This window comes from Streptomyces sp. NPDC091377 (assembly GCF_044757045.1).
GTDB lineage: Bacteria > Actinomycetota > Actinomycetes > Streptomycetales > Streptomycetaceae > Streptomyces.
In genome coordinates this window covers 34258-51246 of sequence record NZ_JBIVUE010000014.1, presented here as the reverse complement: position 1 = coordinate 51246, position 16989 = coordinate 34258, and the positions used below count along the sequence as shown (strand labels likewise).

The window sequence follows — 16989 nt, the reverse complement described above, 5'->3', positions numbered from 1 at the left end:
CGGACCGCGCTCAGGTCCGGGGCTACGCGGACCGCGCTCAGGTCCGGGGCTACGCGGACCCGTGCTCAGTTCCGGAGCTACGCCACCGCGCTCAGCGAGTCCGCCAGCCGGCGCCGTGCCGCGCGGGCCGCCGGGAGGGCCGCCACCGCCGCCGCGCCCAGCACGGCCGCCGCGCCGAGCAGCACGAGCAGCGCCACCGGCGGGCCCTGGGCGATCCCGGCGCCCATCCCGCTGGAACGGCCCTGGGCGTCGATCAGCCAGTGCGCCAGCGGCAGCCCCAGGGCCGTGCCGAGGAGCACCGAGGCCAGCGCCGTACAGCCCGTCGCCGTCACCGTGATCGCGGTGATCTGGCGCGGGGTGAGCCCGATCGCCTTGAGGGCGAGCAGATCGCGCTCGCTCTCCCGGACCGTGCCGCCGATCGCGGTGAGCAGTTCGATCAGCCCGATCAGGGCGAGGATCGCGATCAGCCCGAGGACCACCCCGCGCAGGGTGCTGAGCCCGTCGGCGGGGTTGGTGACCGTGTGCGCGTCCAGATGGCCGTCCGCCGCGTCCGCCAGCCGGGCCGCCACCACGGTCGGGTCGGCGCCCGGGTCCAGCCGGACCTGGTGGAGGGTGGGCCGCAGCGCCGGGTCGTTCTCACGCAGGGTCTCCAGCGAGGTGGTGATCACCCGCCCGGCGTTCTCCGGTTCGAGGCTGCGGCCCACGATGTGCAGCACCTGCGGCTGGTCGCCCACCGTCATCCGCACCCAGTCGCCCACCCGTACGTCGAGCAGGTCCAGCAGCCCCTGTCCGGCCACGGCCTCGTCCCGGTCCACGGCCCGACGGCCCTCGGCGAGGGTGTACGGGTAGGGGGCGTCCGCGGTGCCGAGGCCGCGCAGGGCGATCGTCGCGGTCTGGCCGGGCACCAGCGCCGCCACCTCCACCCCCGGGTAGGCGGCGGCGACCTGCGGATCCCGCTCCAGCAGGGCACGGGTGTCGGCCTCGCCGAGGGTGGCGTCGGCCCGCACGGTGAGCGCGGCGGGCAGGCCCATCCGCTCGGGCTCCCCGTGGAAGCGGTCGATGGTGGTCCACGCGGAGAGGGCCACCACCATCAGCAGCAGGGGAAGGGTGAGCCGGCCGACCGTGGCGAGGGTACGGGGGCGGCGGGTGAAGGCCCGGTGCCAGCCCAGGACCAGCGCGGGCGGCACCCGCAGCCCCAGCGCCCGGCGGGCCGCGCCGGACAGCCGGCCGCCGGCCGCGGCGGTCGGGCGGGGCAGCGGCACCGGCGGGATCCGTCCCGCGCGCCAGGCGGCGAGGCCGGTGGTGGCGCCGATGAACAGCACGGCGAGGGCGGGCGCGGCGAACAGGGTGCCGGTCTGCCCGGGCAGCCCCTGCCACACCCCGACCGCGTCGCCGAGCCGCCCGGGGATCCGGCTGCCCAGCCCCGCGGTGAGCGCGGCGGCGGCCAGCGCGCCCAGCACCGCGTACGCCAGATGCTGGAACAGGAAGACCCGCACGACCTGGGAGGGGGTGAAGCCGATCGCCTTGAGGACGGCGATGTCCCGCAGATGGCCGCGGATGCGGGTGCTGATCGCGCCGTGCACGGCGAGTCCGGCCGCCAGCAGCGCGCCCAGCCCGAACAGGCCGAGGACCTGGCCGAGCAGCCGGTTGTCGCCCTGTGCCTCCGACCGGGCCTGCTGCCAGGTGGCGACCTCGCCGATCGCGCCGGCGCCCAGCTCGGTCACGGCGCGCTGCACGGCGTACCCGGTGTCCTCCGGGTCGCTCAGCCGCAGCCCGATCACCTGGCCGTCGGGGGCGGGCACGGCGGCCGGCGGCGCCCAGATCAGACCCCGGCGCTCACCGGGCCGGTAGCGGGGTTCGGCGCTGTCGGCGACCCCGAGGACCCGCAGGGTGCGGGCGGTGCCGGGCAGGGTGAGGGTGTCACCGGGTTCGGCGACCAGCGCGCGGGCGAGCCGGGTCTCCAGCACCACCCCGTCGCGGTCGGCCGGATCGAGCCACCGCCCGGAGACCAGCAGCGGCCGGCCCACCTCGGGCCGCCCGGCGACCCCGCGCAGTTCGACGGAGGCACGGGCGCCACGGGAGGCGACGGCGACCGAGGCCGTGGGGTAGGGCCCGGCGACGGCCGTGACCCCCTCCTGGCCGGTGAGCGCGTCCGCGTCGGTGGCGGCGCCGGTGTGCAGCCACACATGCGCCCCGTTGGCCTGGGTGAAGACCCGCTGCCACGGATTGGTGGCGTAGCCGAACAGCGCGGCGGCCAGCAGCAGGCACATCACGATCCCGGCGGTCGCCAGCACCAGGAACAGCGCCTCGCCCCGATGGGTACGCATATCGGAATGGGTCCACCGCAGCATCGCCCGCACGGCGTCAGTCCTTCAGCTCCAGCACGCCCGACAGCCCGGGGCCGTGCCGTGTCGGGGCGCCGTCCAGCCGGGCGTCGTCGGCGATCCGCCCGTCGAAGAAGCTGATCACCCGGTCCGCGGCGCTGGCCAGCCGGGCGTCATGGGTGACCAGGACGATGGTCTGGCCGCGCTGGTGGAAACGGGAGAGCAGCCGCAGGACCTCCCGGGTGCCCTTGCTGTCCAGGCTGCCCGCGGGCTCGTCGGCCAGCAGCAGCGGCGGCCGGTTGACCAGGGCGCGGGCCAGGGCCACACGCTGCTGCTCCCCGCCGGACAGTTCGCCGGGCATGCTGCGTTCCTTGCCCGCCAGCCCCAGCTCGATCAGAAGCTGCTCGCGCTCGGTCCGGGCCTGGCGCGGCGGCACCCCGGCGAGCAGCGCGGGCAGTTCCACGTTGTCGGCGACGGACAGGTTCGACACCAGGTTGAAGAACTGGAAGACGATCCCGATGCGTGTGCGGCGCCGGGTCGCCCAGCGGGCCTCGCTGTAGCCGCCGGTGCACTCGCCGTCCAGCCAGATCCGCCCCGCGTCCGGGCGCTGGAGGCCGCCCAGCAGATGCAGCAGGGTGGACTTCCCGGCGCCGGACGGGCCGGTGACCGCGACGAACTCGCCCCGCTCCACGCTCAGATCGACCCCGCGTACCGCGTGCGCCGGGGCGCCCTCGCCGTAGTGGGTCTTGACCAGGCCCTCGGCGCGCAGCGCCGGGACGGCCGTGCCGGGCCCGCCGTGCGGGTCCCCGACCTCCGGTGCCGGAGCCGTGGTGTCGCTCACTCCAGCTCCTCCAGTTCTTCCTGGCACCTCTCCAGCCAGTCGAGGTCGGCCTGCAGATGCAGCATGGCGCCCTCGATCAGCAGGTGGGCCGTGCGATTGTCCCGGTCCGCGGTCGCGGCCAGCTTCGACAGCGCGCGCATGGTGTTGAGGTACTGGCGCCGCTGTCTGTTGATCAGGGCGACCTGGTCGGCGAGGCCGGTGCGCGGCGCGAGCGCCAGCTTCATGAAGAACTCGTCCCGCACCCGGGGTTCGTCCGCCACCTCGTCGTACCAGACGCGCAGCGCTTCCCGCCCGGCCTCGGTGAGGTGGTAGACCTTCTTGTTGGGCCGGCCGGCCTGCTCGATGTCCTCGCCCTCGATCAGTCCCGTCTTCTCAAGGCGACCGAGAGTGACGTAGATCTGGCCGACGTTCGGCTGAGGGTACGCGGCACCCAGCAGTTGCTCAAGGTCTTGCTTCAGCTCGTAGCCGTGGGCCGGGCCACGGGCCAGCAGGGCCAGGAGGGGCAGCCGCACCAGCGCTCTCCTCCTCGCGTCCAGGGCCTGCCTCTAGTATCGCCCATACCTAACAGGTATACATGGCAGCGACCGGGCGACGAGGCCCGGAGGGTGGTGCTGGGAGGAACCTATGCGGTGGACGTGGGCCGCGGGTAGGGGTCTTCTGGCCCTCATGGTGGTCCTGACCGGCTATGTGGCCGCGGGGGCGAGCGCGGACGACCGCGCGCCGGACGGGCGCGGGCCGCTCACCCTGGCCACCGGCGGCGACCTCACCGGCTATCTCGGGCCCCTCCTGGCGGGCTGGAACCGCGACCGTCCCGGTGAGCGGGTCACCCTGGTGGAGCTCCCGGACTCCTCCGACGAGACCTACGCGCAGATGACCACCGATCTGCGGGCGGGGGAGCGCAGCCGGTTCGACATCCTCAACATCGACGTCAACTGGACCTCCCAGTTCGCCGCCGCGGGCTGGATCCGTCCGCTGCCGCGCGAGAGGTTCCCGCTGGACAGCTTCCTGCGCCCGGTGGTCGCCACCGCGACCTGGGACGGCCGGCTCTACGCCGTCCCGTACGTCACCAACGCGGGACTGCTGCTCTACCGCGCCGACATCCTGGAGAAGGAGGGGCTGGCGCCGCCGCGCACCTGGGCCGAGCTGGAGAACGCGGCGCGGACGGTCGCGCCGCGGTACGGGCTCGACGGCTACGCCGGTCAGTTCCTGCCGTACGAGGGGCTCACCGTCAACGCGGCCGAGGCCGTCTATTCGGCGGGCGGCACCATCCTCGGCGACGAGGGCGAGCGGGTCACCGTCGACTCCGAGGCGGCCCGCGAGGGCATCGGGTTCCTCGCCCGCGGGGTGCGCGACGGCTGGATCCCCGCACAGGCGCTGACGTACAAGGAGGAGGAGTCCAAGCAGTCCTTCTCCGACGGCGAACTGCTCTTCCTGCGGAACTGGCCGTACGCGTACGTCGGCGCGTCCGGGCCGGGTTCGGCCGTCGCCGGGAAGGTGGGCGCGGTGCCGATGCCCGGTCCCGACGGTCCCGGCACCAGTGTGCTCGGCGGCTCCAACCTGGCCGTCAGCAGCCACACCCCGCACCCCGACACCGCGGCGCGGCTGCTCGCGCACCTCAGCGGCGAGGAGGTGCAGCGCCTGGTCCTCACCCGGGGCTCGCTGCCGCCCGTACGGGCCGACGTCTACGAGGACCCCGCGCTGATCCGGCGGTTCCCCTATCTGCCGACCCTGCGCGAGGCCGTGCTCGCCGCCGCCCCGCGCCCCAAGAGCCCGCGCTACGACCAGGTGAGCCTGGTGGTGCAGGCGGTGGTGCAGGACGCGCTGACCGGACGGCTGACGCCGGAGGCGGCGGTACGGCGGCTGGCCCGGGAGCTGAACGCGATCTCCTCCGGTTCTTAGTTTCATGTTAAGTAACGCGGATGTCTCATCTGCTCTCTCGCTGCCCTGACATGTCCTGACTTGGATGGTCAACCACCCGATATCTTCCGCGCATTCATTGACACCTCCGCGACACGCTTACCTAACATGCATGCATAACCGTCGGCCCGCCCGCACGGACAGCTCAACGCCGAACGCCGAAGGGACAACGACGATGACACGTCCACGCACCACCCTGCTCACGGGGTGTATCGCCCTCGTACTCGCGATCGGGGCCACCGCCTGCGGAGGAGGCGACGACATCTCGGCCGGGGGCGGCGACAAACCGCTCAGCGGCAAGACCGTCTCGGTGGCCGGGGTCTGGTCCGGCACCGAGCAGGAGAACTTCCAGAAGGTGCTGGACGCCTTCGGTGAGAAGACCGGCGCCGCCACCGAGTTCGTCTCCACCGGCGACAATGTCTCCACTGTCGTCGGCAGCAAGATCGAGGGCGGCAACGCCCCCGACGTCGTGATGGTCCCGCAGGTCGGCGTGCTCCAGCAGTTCGCGAAGGAGGGCTGGCTCCAGCCGCTGTCCAAGACCACCCAGGGCGCGGTGGACACCAACTTCGCCCCCGTGTGGAAGAACTACGGCAGCGTCGACGGCACCCTCTACGGCCTCTACTTCAAGGCCGCCCACAAGTCGACCGTCTGGTACAGCCCCGACGCCCTCGCCCAGGCCGGCGTCGAGGCCCCCGCCACGTACGACGAGATGCTGGAGGACGGGCGGACGATCTCCGACTCCGGGCTCGCCGCGTTCGCCGTCGCCGGACAGGACGGCTGGACCCTCACCGACTGGTTCGAGAACATCTACCTCTCCCAGGCCGGACCCGACAAGTACGACGCCCTCGCCGCGCACGAACTGAAGTGGACCGACACCTCGGTGGTCAAGGCCCTCACCACGCTCGGCGATCTCTTCAAGGACGAGCAACTCGTCGCGGGCGGCCGGCGCACCGCCCTCACCACCGACTTCCCCGGCTCGGTGGAGAAGGTCTTCGGACCCGAGCCCGAGGCCGGCATGGTCTACGAGGGCGACTTCGTCGCGGGCGTCGCCAAGGCCGAGTTCGGCCGCGCCATCGGCGAGGACGCGAACTTCTTCCCCTTCCCGGCCGTGGACGGCGGCGAGCCGCCCGTGGTCAGCGGCGGCGACGCGGCCGTGGTGCTCAAGGACGGCAAGAACCACGAGGCCGGCATGGCGCTCGCCGAGTACCTCGCCACCCCCGAGGCCGCCGCCGTGTGGGCCGAGGCCGGCGGCTTCCTCTCCCCGAACCGGAAACTCGACCTCGCCACCTACGGCGACGACGTGACCCGCGCGACCGCCAAGTCCCTGATCGACGCCGGTGACTCGGTCCGCTTCGACATGTCCGACCAGGCCCCCGCCGCGTTCGGCGGCACCAAGGGCACCGGCGAGTGGAAGATCCTCCAGGACTTCCTGCGCGACCCCTCCGACCCCGCGGCCACCGCCCGACAACTGGAGGCCGCGGCGGCCAAGGCGTACAAGGACTGACCCGCCATGACCGCCACCCTCGTGAAAGAGGCGGGCACCCCGCCGCCGGACCCACCCGCGCATCCCGTGCGCCGGGCCCGGCGGCGGGGCCGGGCCGTCGCCCTGCTGTTCGTGCTGCCCGCGCTGCTGCTCCTCGGCGCGCTCGTCGTCTACCCGGTGCTGTTCTCCGTCGGCCGCAGCCTCTTCGACGCCACCGGCGACCGGTTCGTCGGCGCCGACAACTACACCCGGATGTTCCAGGACCCCGCCACCCTCAAGGCCGTCCGCAACACCGCGGTCTGGGTGGTCGTGGCGCCCGTGCTGCTCACCGGACTCGGCCTGATCCTGGCCGTCCTGGTGGAGAAGATCCGCTGGGCGACCGCCTTCAAACTGCTGCTGTTCATGCCGATGGCCGTCTCCTTCCTGGCCGCCGGCATCATCTTCCGGCTCGCCTACGACGAGAACCCCGACAAGGGCGTCCTCAACGCGACGGCCGTCGCCGTGCACGACGCCTTCAAGGGCACCTCCTCCTACCCGACCGCCCGCGCCCGCGACGGCCAGGGCCTCACCCCGGGCGCGGACGGCTCGTACACCACCCGACAGACCCTCACCCCGGGCGGTTCCGCCACCCTCGGCCTGGTCGGGGTGCTCCCGCGCGACCTGCCCGACGGCGCCGTGCCCGCCCGCGACGCCGCCACCGCCACCGCAGGCCCCGGCGAACTGCGCGGCGTGGTCTATCTCGACTTCACCGCGGGCGGCGGCGGCCAGCAGGGACAGGTCGACCCCGGCGAGAGCGGACTGCCCGGCATGACCGTGGAGGCCGTACGGGACGGACGTACCGTCGCCGGGACCAGCACCGGCGACGACGGGGCGTTCCGCTTCACCGGACTCGACGACGGCTCCTACACCCTGCGACTGCCCGGCTCCAACTTCGCCCCGCCCTACGACGGTGTCTCCTGGCTCGGCCCGGCCCTGGTCACCCCCGCCATCATCGGCGCCTACCTGTGGATCTGGACCGGGTTCGCCATGGTGCTGATCGGCGCGGGCCTGGCCACCCTGCCGCGGGACGCGCTGGAGGCCGCGCGGATCGACGGGGCCGGCGAGTGGCAGATCTTCCGCAGGATCACCGTGCCGCTGCTGGCCCCGGTGCTGACGGTCGTCTTCGTCACCCTCGTCATCAATGTGATGAAGGTCTTCGACCTCGTCTACATCATCGCCCCCGGCCCCGTGCAGGAGGACGCGACCGTGCTCGCCACCCAGATGTGGCTGGTGTCGTTCGGCGGCGGCAACGACCAGGGACTCGGCAGCGCGCTCGGAGTGCTGCTCCTGCTGCTGGTGATCCCCGCGATGGCCTTCAACGTCCGCCGCTTCCGAAGGAGTCAGCGATGAACACGCTCAGGCGCTGGCTGAGCAGTGCCGTCGTCCAGGCGTTCCTCGTGGTGGTCGGACTGGTGTGGATGACCCCGCTGGCCGGGCTGTTCCTGTCCTCCCTGCGCTCCGCCGAGGACAGCGCGAAGGGCGGCTGGTGGACCGTGTTCACCAGCCCCACCCAGCTCTCCTTCGACAACTACTCCGCGCTCCTGGACAACTCCGGCATCACCCGCGCCTTCTGGAACACGGTCCTGATCTCGGTCCCCACCACCGTGCTGGTCGTGGTGGTCGCCGCACTCGCCGGATACGCCTTCGCCTGGCTGGACTTCCCCTTCCGCGAACCGCTGTTCCTGCTGGTGGTGGCGCTGCTGGTGGTGCCGGTACAGATCGGTCTGCTCCCGGTGGCCAAGCTCTTCGGCCAGCTCGGGCTGTTCGGCACGATCCCCGGCGTGGTGCTCTTCCATGTCGCCTACGGGCTGCCGTTCGCGGTGTTCCTGCTGCGCAACTACTTCGCGGAGATCCCCAAGGAGATGCTGGAGGCCGCCCGGATGGACGGCGGCAGCGAGTGGCGGATCTTCACCCGGCTGGTGCTGCCGGTCGGCCGCCCGGCCGTCGCCAGCCTCGCCATCTTCCAGTTCCTGTGGGTGTGGAACGACATGCTGGTGGCGCTGCTCTTCGCCGACACCGCCTCCCAGCCGCTCACCGTGGAACTCCAGTCCCAGATCCGGCAGTTCGGCAGCAACATCGACGTCCTCGCCCCCGGCGCGTTCCTCTCACTGGTCGTCCCGGTCGTCGTCTTCTTCGCCTTCCAGCGCCACTTCGTCCAGGGTGTGATGGCCGGCTCCGTCAAATGAGCCGCACCGACGCGGAAAGACGCCGGGCCCGTCCGCAGCGGCGGACGGGCCCGGCGTCGTCCGGTTCTCCCGGTCAGCGGGCGGGCGTCACGCGGACGCCTGCGGATACAGCGACCGCGGCAACTGCGAGGCCGCCGCCGAGTCCAGCAGCCACAACGTGCGGGCCCGGCCCCTGGCGCCCGCCGCGGGTGCCTGGATCTCGCCCGCGCCCGACAGGGCGATGGCCACGGCGTTCGCCTTGTCCTCACCGGCCGCCAGCAACCACACCTCACGGGCCGCCCGGATCGCCGGCAGCGTCAGCGTCACCCGGGTCGGCGGCGGCTTCGGCGCCCCGTGCACCCCGACCACCGTACGGTCCGTCTCCCGCACCGCGGGAAGCTCGGGGAACAGGGACGCCACATGCGTGTCCGGCCCCACCCCCAGCAGCAGCACGTCGAACACCGGCACCGGGCCGTGGTTCTCGGGCCCCGCCGCCCCCGCCAGCTCCTCGGCGTAGGACGCCGCCGCCGACTCCACGTCCGCGCCGAACGGGCCGTCCGACGCCGGCATGGCGTGCACCCGCTTCGGGTCCAGCGGCACGGAGTCCAGCAGCGCCTGCCGGGCCTGGGTGACATTGCGCTCCGGGTCACCCTCGGGCAGGTAGCGCTCGTCACCCCACCACAGCTCCAGCCGCGCCCAGTCGATCGCGTCCCGCGCGGGCGCCGCGGCCAGCGCGGCCAGCAGACCGTTGCCGTTGCGCCCGCCCGTCAGCACCACCGAGGCGCTGCCGCGCGACGCCTGCGCGTCCACGATCCTGGTGATCAGCCGGGCCGCGGCGGCCTGCGCCATCAGCTCCTTGTCGCGGTGCACGACCAGCTGCGGAGTGCTCACTTGGCCGCCGCCTTCTTCGCCGGAGCCTTCTTCGCGGCCTTCCGGCCCGCCGCCGCCCCACCCGGGGAATCGGCCGTGGCCCCGGCCGCCGCCTCCGGCGCGTCAGCGGCCTCGGCCGCCGCCGCTTGCGCGGCCTGCGCGTCGAGCCGCTCCACCCCGAACCGCAGCGCCGAGGCGTACGTGTCGTCCGGGTCGAGCCGCCGCAGCTCCTCCGCGATCAGCTCGGCCGTCTCCCGCCGCTTCAGCGCCACCGCCCGGTCCGGCTGGCCCTCGATGGACAGCGTCGCCAGCGAGCCGTCCGCCCGGTCCAGCACGATCGGACCGCAGTCCGTCTCCATCCGTACGGCGGTCAGCCCCGGCCCACCGGACAGCGAACGCTTCACCGGCACGCCCAGCCGGTCCGCGAGCCACATGGCGAGCAGCTCACAGCTCGGGTTGAACTCCTCGCCCTCGACCTCCACGCCCTGCACCTCGCACACGACCTGGTCCAGCGCCGCGGCCAGCATCGAACGCCAGGGCGTGATCCGGGTCCACGACAGATCCGTGTCGCCGGGGGTGTAGTTCGCGGCCCGCTCGGTCAGCTCCCGCACCGGCTGCTCGGCCGCGTAGGTGTCGGTGACCCGGCGCTGGGCGAGCGCGCCCAGCGGATCCTTCGCCGGGTCGAGCGGCGCGTTGACCGGCCACCACACGACGACCGGGGCGTCCGGCAGCAGCAGCGGCAGCACCACCGACTGGGCGTGCCCCACCACGTCGCCGTACAGCCGCAGCACCACGGTCTCCCCGGTACCCGCCTCCGCGCCCACCCGCACCTCCGCGTCCAGCTTGGACTGGGTGCGGTCGCGCGGCGAACGGGCCTGCCGCTTGATGACCACCAGGGTGCGCGAGGGGTGCTCGCGCGAGGCGTCGTTCGCGGCCTTCAGGGCGTCGTAGGCGTTCTCCTCGTCGGTGACGATGACGAGGGTGAGGACCATGCCGACGGCGGGCGTGCCGATCGCGCGGCGGCCCTGCACCAGCGCCTTGTTTATCTTGCTGGCCGTGGTGTCGGTGAGGTCTATCTTCATGGCCGGCGCCAGCTCCGTCCGTCTCGTTCGAGCATCTCGTCCGCCTCGACCGGACCCCAGGTCCCCGACGGGTACTGCGCGGGCTTCCCGCTCGCGTCCCAGTACTCCTCGATCGGGTCGAGGATCTTCCAGGACAGCTCGACCTCCTCCGTACGCGGGAAGAGGTTGGAGTCGCCGAGCAGCACATCGAGGATCAGCCGCTCGTACGCCTCCGGGCTGGACTCCGTGAACGACTCGCCGTACGCGAAGTCCATGGACACGTCCCGGATCTCCATCGATGTGCCCGGCACCTTGGAGCCGAAGCGCACGGTGACGCCCTCGTCGGGCTGGACGCGGATCACGATCGCGTTCTGGCCCAGCTCCTCGGTGGCGGTGGTGTCGAACGGGGAGTGCGGGGCGCGCTGGAAGACCACCGCGATCTCGGTGACCCGCCGCCCCAGCCGCTTGCCGGTGCGCAGATAGAAGGGGACGCCCGCCCAGCGGCGGTTGTCGATCTCCAGCTTGACCGCCGCGTAGGTGTCGGTGGTCGAGCGCGGGTCGATGCCGTCCTCCTCCAGATAGCCGACGGCCTTCTCACCGCCCTGCCAGCCCGCCGCGTACTGGGCGCGCACGGTGTCCCGGCCCAGGTCCTTCGGCAGCCGCACCGCCCCGAGCACCTTGGTCTTCTCGGCGGCCAGCGCGTCCGCGCCGAAGGAGGCGGGCTCCTCCATCGCGGTCAGCGCCAGCAACTGGAGCAGGTGGTTCTGGATCACATCACGGGCGGCGCCGATGCCGTCGTAGTACCCGGCCCGGCCGCCGATGCCGATGTCCTCGGCCATCGTGATCTGCACATGGTCCACGAAGGACCGGTTCCAGATCGGCTCGAACATCGTGTTGGCGAACCGCAGCGCCAGGATGTTCTGGACGGTCTCCTTGCCGAGGTAGTGATCGATCCGGAACACCTGGTCCGGGGCGAACACCTCGTGCACGACATGGTTCAGGTCCTCGGCCGACCGCAGATCGTGCCCGAAGGGCTTCTCGATCACCGCACGGCGCCAGGAGCCGCCCGTCTGGTCGGCCAGCCCGTGCTTCTTGAGCTGCTGGATGACCACCGGGAACGAGCGCGGCGGCACCGACAGGTAGAAGGCGAAGTTGCCGCCCGTGCCCTGCGCCTTGTCCAGCTCGTCGATCGTGTCGCGCAGCCGCTCGAACGCCTCGTCGTCGTCGAAGGTGCCCTGCACGAAGCGCATCCCCTGGATGAGCTGCTGCCAGACCTCCTCACGGAACGGGGTACGGGCGTGCTCCTTGACGGCGTCGTGGACCTCCTGCGCGAAGTCCTCGTTCTGCCACTCGCGGCGGGCGAACCCGACCAGCGAGAAGCCCGGCGGCAGCAGACCCCGGTTGGCGAGGTCGTACACCGCGGGCATCAGCTTCTTCCGGGACAGGTCGCCCGTGACGCCGAAGATCACCAGGCCCGACGGCCCCGCGATACGCGGGAGCCGTCGGTCGGCGGGGTCACGGAGCGGGTTGGCCCCGCTGCCGGCAACGCCAGGAAGGGGAGACAAGGGGTCAGCCCTCCGAAGGCGCGAGCCGCTTGAGTACCGCCTCGGTCGAGGCCAGCAGGTCGTTCCAGGACGCCTCGAACTTGTCGACGCCCTCGTCCTCCAGGACCTGCACCACATCGTCGTACGCGATCCCGAGCTTCTCGATCGCGGCGAGGTCGGCGCGCGCCTGCCCGTAGGTCCCGGCGACGGTGTTCCCGGTGATCTCGCCGTGGTCCTCGGTGGCGGTCAAGGTGGCCTCCGGCATGGTGTTCACCGTGTTCGGCGCCACCAGGTCGACCACGTACAGGGTGTCCTTGTACGCCGGGTCCTTCACACCGGTCGACGCCCACAGCGGACGCTGCTTGTTGGCGCCCGCCCGCTCCAGGGCGGCCCAGCGCTCCCCGGCGAAGACCTCCTCGTACGCCTCGTAGGCGAGCCGGGCGTTGGCGACGGCGGCCTTGCCGCGCAGCGCCTTGGCCTCGTCGGTGCCCAGGGCGTCGAGCCGCTTGTCGATCTCGCTGTCCACCCGGGACACGAAGAACGACGCCACCGAGTGGATCAGCGACAGATCCAGGCCCTTGGCCCGGGCCTGCTCCAGCCCCGCCAGGTAGGCGTTCATGACCTCCCGGTAACGCTCCAGCGAGAAGATCAGCGTGACATTGACGCTGATGCCGTTGCCGATCACCTCGGTGATGGCCGGCAGGCCCGCCTTCGTCGCCGGGATCTTGATCAGGGTGTTGGGCCGGTCCACCAGCCAGGCCAGCTGCTTGGCCTCGGCGACCGTCGCCCGGGTGTGGTGGGCCAGCCGCGGGTCCACCTCGATGGAGACCCGGCCGTCCTGCCCGTTGGTGCTGTCGAACACCGGGCGCAGGATGTCGGCCGCGTCCCGGACGTCCGCCGTGGTGATCATCCGGACCGCTTCCTCCACGGTCACCTTGCGCGCGGCCAGATCCGTGAGCTGCGGCTCGTAGCCGTCACCGCTGCTGATCGCCTTCTGGAAGATCGTCGGGTTGGTGGTGACGCCGACGACATGGCTCTGGTCGATCAGCTCGCCCAGATTGCCGGACGTGATCCGCTTGCGCGACAGATCGTCCAGCCAGATCGCGACGCCTTCCTCGGAGAGGCGCTTCAGTGCGTCCGTCATGGAAATTGCATCTCCTACGTGTCGTATGTCAGCGTCAGCGCCGGGCGGCGGCGATCGATTCCCGGGCGGCGGCGAGGGACTCCCTGGCCTTGTCCACCACGTTCTCCGCGGTGAAGCCGAACTCCTTGAAGAGCACCTTGCCGTCCGCGGACGCCCCGAAGTGCTCCAGCGAGACGATCCGGCCGTCCTCCCCGACGTACTTGTGCCAGGTCAGCCCGATCCCCGCCTCGACGGAGACCCGCGCCCGCACCGACGGCGGCAGCACACTCTCCCGGTACGCCCGGTCCTGCTCCTCGAACCACTCCACGGACGGCATCGACACCACCCGCGTCGCCACCCCGTCGGCCTCCAGCGCCTCCCGCGCCTCCACGGCGAGGTGCACCTCGGAGCCGGTCGCGATCAGGATCACCTCGGGCGAGCCGGAGCCCGCCTCGGCGAGCACGTACCCACCGCGCGCGGCGTCCTCGTTCAGCTCGTAGGTCGGCACCCCCTGCCGGGTCAGCGCCAGACCGTGCGGGGCGCCCTTGCCGAACTCCTTGGTGTAGCGGCGCAGGATCTCCCGCCAGGCGATCGCCGTCTCGTTGGCGTCGGCCGGCCGCACCACGTTCAGCCCCGGGATGGCCCGCAGCGACGCCAGATGCTCCACCGGCTGATGGGTGGGACCGTCCTCGCCGAGCCCGACCGAGTCGTGCGTCCACACGAACGTCACCGGCAGATGCATCAGCGCCGACAGCCGTACCGCGTTGCGCATGTAGTCGGAGAACACGAGGAACGTGCCGCCGTAGATCCGGGTGTTGCCGTGCAGCGCGATGCCGTTGATCTCCGCGCCCATGGAGTGCTCGCGGATACCGAAGTGGATCGTGCGGCCGTACGGGTCGGCACCCGGCAGCGGATTGCCCTCGGGCAGGAACGACGACGTCTTGTCGATCGTCGTGTTGTTGGAGCCCGCGAGGTCGGCCGAGCCGCCCCACAGCTCCGGGATCACCGCGCCCAGCGCCTGGAGCACCTTGCCGGACGCGGCCCGGGTGGCGACACCCTGGCCGGTCTCGAAGACCGGGATCTTCTCCTCCCAGCCGGTCGGCAGCTCGCCCCGGGCGATCCGGTCGTACTCGGCGGCGCGCTCCGGGTTGTTGCCGCGCCACTCCTGGAACGACTTCTCCCACTCGGCGCGGGCCTGCCGGCCCCGCTCCACGGCCCGCCGGGTGTGGTTGATGACCTCGTCGGCGACGTGGAAGGACTGCTCCGGGTCGAAGCCGAGGACCCGCTTGGTGGCCGCGACCTCCTCAGCGCCCAGCGCCGAGCCGTGCGCGGCCTCGGTGCCCTGCGCGTTCGGCGCGGGCCAGGCGATGATCGAGCGCATCGCGATGAACGACGGCCGGTCCGTCACCCGCTTCGCGGCCTCGATCGCGTTGTAGATCGCGTGTGGGTCCAGATCGCCGTCCGGCTGGGGCGCCACGCGCTGCACATGCCAGCCGTACGCCTCGTACCGCTTGGTGGTGTCCTCGGAGACCGCGGTCTCCGTGTCGCCCTCGATCGAGATGTGGTTGTCGTCCCACAGCAGCACCAGGTTGCCGAGCTTCTGGTGGCCCGCCATCGAGGACGCCTCGGCGGAGATGCCCTCCTGGAGGCAGCCGTCACCGGCGATGCAGTAGATGAAGTGGTCGAACGGGGACGTGCCCTCGGGCGCGTCCGGGTCGAACAGCCCACGCTCGTAGCGCGCGGCCATCGCCATGCCCACGGCGTTGGCGACCCCCTGCCCCAGCGGACCGGTCGTGGTCTCCACCCCGGTGGTGTGCCCGTACTCGGGGTGCCCCGGGGTCTTCGAGCCCCAGGTGCGGAACGCTTCCAGATCGCCCAGCTCCAGACCGAAACCGGCCAGGTACAGCTGGGTGTAGAGGGTCAGGGACGAGTGTCCGGCGGACAGCACGAAACGGTCGCGCCCGACCCAGTCGGCGTCCGCAGGGTCGTGCCGCATCACCTTCTGGAACAGGGTGTACGCGGCGGGCGCCAGGCTCATGGCCGTACCGGGATGGCCGTTACCGACCTTCTGTACGGCGTCGGCGGCCAGGACGCGGGCGGTGTCGACAGCCCGCTGGTCCGTTTCGGTCCAGTCGAGGTCTGTGGTGGTCGGCTTGGTGCTCACCCTGAGTCAGGGCTCCTCTCCACATGTCGCGCATGTCGAATGCCGGTGCATCGCGCACCCGGCCGTTGTCGAGCCTACCCTTGTGCGTACGTGCGTTTTTCGCGTCATTCCAGACTGCCGGGACTCTCGGGGATCCGCCTCCCGACGGGGCCCGCCGACCCTCCCTCCCGACCGACGCGCACCCCTCGACACATGAATACGACGGCCCCCGCCCCGCTGCTCGGACAGGGCCCGACCGGCTCTTCCGGGGGCACCTCCGGACACGACCCCACCCCCGCGAATATCCGGGTCTGGGCAACGTCTAAAGTGGCGTGGTACGCGCGAGCCTTTACCGGGACTTCACACGGGGAGGCTCGCTGGGATGTCTCTGTCAGGGGTGTGCGTGACGGCCGTTGAATCCCGTCCTGCGGGGGTAATCGGGACGAGCCAGAGCCCGAGTCACCGGCCGATCGGGGCCCGTGTCAAGGCGTTCGTGGCGCTGACCAAGCCACGGATCATCGAGCTGCTGCTCATCACCACCGTTCCGGTGATGTTCCTGGCGGAACAGGGCGTACCCGACCTGACGCTGGTGCTGCTCACCTGCGTCGGCGGCTACCTCTCCGCGGGCGGCGCCAACGCGCTCAACATGTACATCGACCGCGACATCGACGCGCTGATGGACCGCACCTCCCAGCGCCCCCTGGTCACCGGCATGGTCAGCCCCCGCGAGTGCCTCGCCTTCGGCATCACCCTCGCCATCGGCTCCACCCTGCTCTTCGGCCTGACCGTCAACTGGCTCTCGGCCTGGCTCTCCCTCGGCGCGCTCCTCTTCTACGTCGTCGTCTACACGATGATCCTCAAGCGCCGCACCTCGCAGAACATCGTCTGGGGCGGCATCGCCGGCTGTATGCCGGTCCTCATCGGCTGGAGCGCCGTCACCAACTCGTTGACCTGGGCCCCGCTCATCCTCTTCCTGGTCATCTTCTTCTGGACCCCGCCGCACTACTGGCCGCTGTCCATGAAGGTGAAGGAGGACTACGCCCGCGTCGGCGTCCCGATGCTGCCGGTGATCGCCTCCAACAAGGTCGTCGCCAAGCAGATCGTGATCTACAGCTGGGTCATGGTCGCCGTCTCCCTCCTGCTCACCCCCCTCGGCTACACCGGCTGGTTCTACACCCTGGTCGCGCTGGCCGCCGGCGGCTGGTGGCTGTGGGAGGCCCACGCCCTGCACCACCGGGCGAAGGCCGAGGTCACGGGCGGGAAGCTGAAGGAGATGCGGCTGTTCCACTGGTCGATCACCTATGTCTCCCTGCTCTTCGTCGCCGTGGCGGTGGATCCCTTCCTGCGGTAGCGGTGCGGGGGCAGGGCGGACACCCTTCCTGCGCAGGGGCAGGCGCTGACACGCTTCCTGCGGCAGGGGCAGGCGCTGACACCCTTCCTTCGGCAGGGGGCGGGCGCGGACCGCTGCCACTGAGGCAC

General features: G+C 71.7%; 13 protein-coding genes. 5 read left to right on the top strand and 8 right to left on the bottom strand.

The annotated features are described in order from the left end of the window. Positions 1–77: 77 nt before the first annotated feature. From ACIQNG_RS27245 to ACIQNG_RS27235, 3 genes are all read right to left on the bottom strand, one after another. Positions 78–2360 (bottom strand): FtsX-like permease family protein, encoded by a 2283-nt coding sequence (locus ACIQNG_RS27245; RefSeq protein ID WP_401488612.1) that lies wholly within the window; start codon positions 2358–2360, stop codon positions 78–80. A gap of 4 nt (positions 2361–2364) precedes the next feature. Beyond that, entirely contained in the window at positions 2365–3093 is a 729-nt protein-coding gene (locus ACIQNG_RS27240; RefSeq protein ID WP_401427837.1) for an ABC transporter ATP-binding protein, read from the bottom strand. 68 nt (positions 3094–3161) lie between these two features. After that, on the bottom strand, positions 3162–3677 hold the full coding sequence (locus ACIQNG_RS27235; RefSeq protein WP_401427446.1) for a PadR family transcriptional regulator: 516 nt from the start codon (positions 3675–3677) through the stop codon (positions 3162–3164). 112 nt (positions 3678–3789) lie between these two features. Here ACIQNG_RS27235 and ACIQNG_RS27230 point away from each other — a divergent pair, with 112 nt between their 5' ends. The 4 genes from ACIQNG_RS27230 (at position 3790) to ACIQNG_RS27215 (ending at position 8790) form a co-directional block, all read left to right on the top strand. Beyond that, on the top strand, positions 3790–5064 hold the full coding sequence (locus tag ACIQNG_RS27230) for an ABC transporter substrate-binding protein (protein WP_401488610.1): 1275 nt from the start codon (positions 3790–3792) through the stop codon (positions 5062–5064). Positions 5065–5257: 193 nt separating this feature from the next. Beyond that, complete coding sequence (locus ACIQNG_RS27225) at positions 5258–6586, top strand: ABC transporter substrate-binding protein (protein WP_401488608.1); 1329 nt, start codon at positions 5258–5260, stop codon at positions 6584–6586. Between the two features lie 6 nt (positions 6587–6592). Continuing rightward, the gene (locus tag ACIQNG_RS27220; protein WP_401427453.1) at positions 6593–7954 is read left to right on the top strand and encodes an ABC transporter permease subunit; all 1362 of its coding nucleotides are present in this window, start codon (positions 6593–6595) and stop codon (positions 7952–7954) included. Further along, positions 7951–8790 (top strand): carbohydrate ABC transporter permease, encoded by an 840-nt coding sequence (locus tag ACIQNG_RS27215; protein WP_401427455.1) that lies wholly within the window; start codon positions 7951–7953, stop codon positions 8788–8790. Before ACIQNG_RS27220 ends, ACIQNG_RS27215 begins: the two co-directional genes overlap by 4 nt. Before the next feature lie 87 nt (positions 8791–8877). Here ACIQNG_RS27215 and pgl read toward each other — a convergent pair whose 3' ends face one another. Genes pgl through tkt form a run of 5 tightly spaced genes read right to left on the bottom strand, consistent with a single transcriptional unit; the run spans position 8878 to position 15531 of the window. After that, positions 8878–9660, bottom strand: a complete 783-nt coding sequence (gene pgl / locus ACIQNG_RS27210; protein ID WP_401427457.1) for a 6-phosphogluconolactonase — start codon at positions 9658–9660, stop codon at positions 8878–8880. Further along, positions 9657–10721: a glucose-6-phosphate dehydrogenase assembly protein OpcA gene (gene opcA, locus ACIQNG_RS27205; protein WP_401488606.1), complete on the bottom strand. Its 1065-nt coding sequence runs from the start codon at positions 10719–10721 to the stop codon at positions 9657–9659. The genes pgl and opcA overlap by 4 nt, the downstream gene beginning before the upstream one ends. Beyond that, a complete protein-coding gene (gene zwf, locus ACIQNG_RS27200) occupies positions 10718–12265 on the bottom strand; it encodes a glucose-6-phosphate dehydrogenase (protein ID WP_401488604.1) in 1548 nt (515 codons plus the stop codon). The genes opcA and zwf overlap by 4 nt, the downstream gene beginning before the upstream one ends. A 4-nt stretch (positions 12266–12269) precedes the next feature. Further along, complete coding sequence (gene tal, locus ACIQNG_RS27195) at positions 12270–13388, bottom strand: transaldolase (protein ID WP_401427464.1); 1119 nt, start codon at positions 13386–13388, stop codon at positions 12270–12272. A 34-nt stretch (positions 13389–13422) separates the two neighbouring features. Then, positions 13423–15531: a transketolase gene (gene tkt / locus ACIQNG_RS27190; protein ID WP_401488602.1), complete on the bottom strand. Its 2109-nt coding sequence runs from the start codon at positions 15529–15531 to the stop codon at positions 13423–13425. Between the two features lie 361 nt (positions 15532–15892). On the opposite strand from tkt, the gene ACIQNG_RS27185 reads away from it, so the two are divergent. Further along, complete coding sequence (locus ACIQNG_RS27185; protein WP_401427468.1) at positions 15893–16861, top strand: heme o synthase; 969 nt, start codon at positions 15893–15895, stop codon at positions 16859–16861. Positions 16862–16989 lie beyond the last annotated feature (128 nt).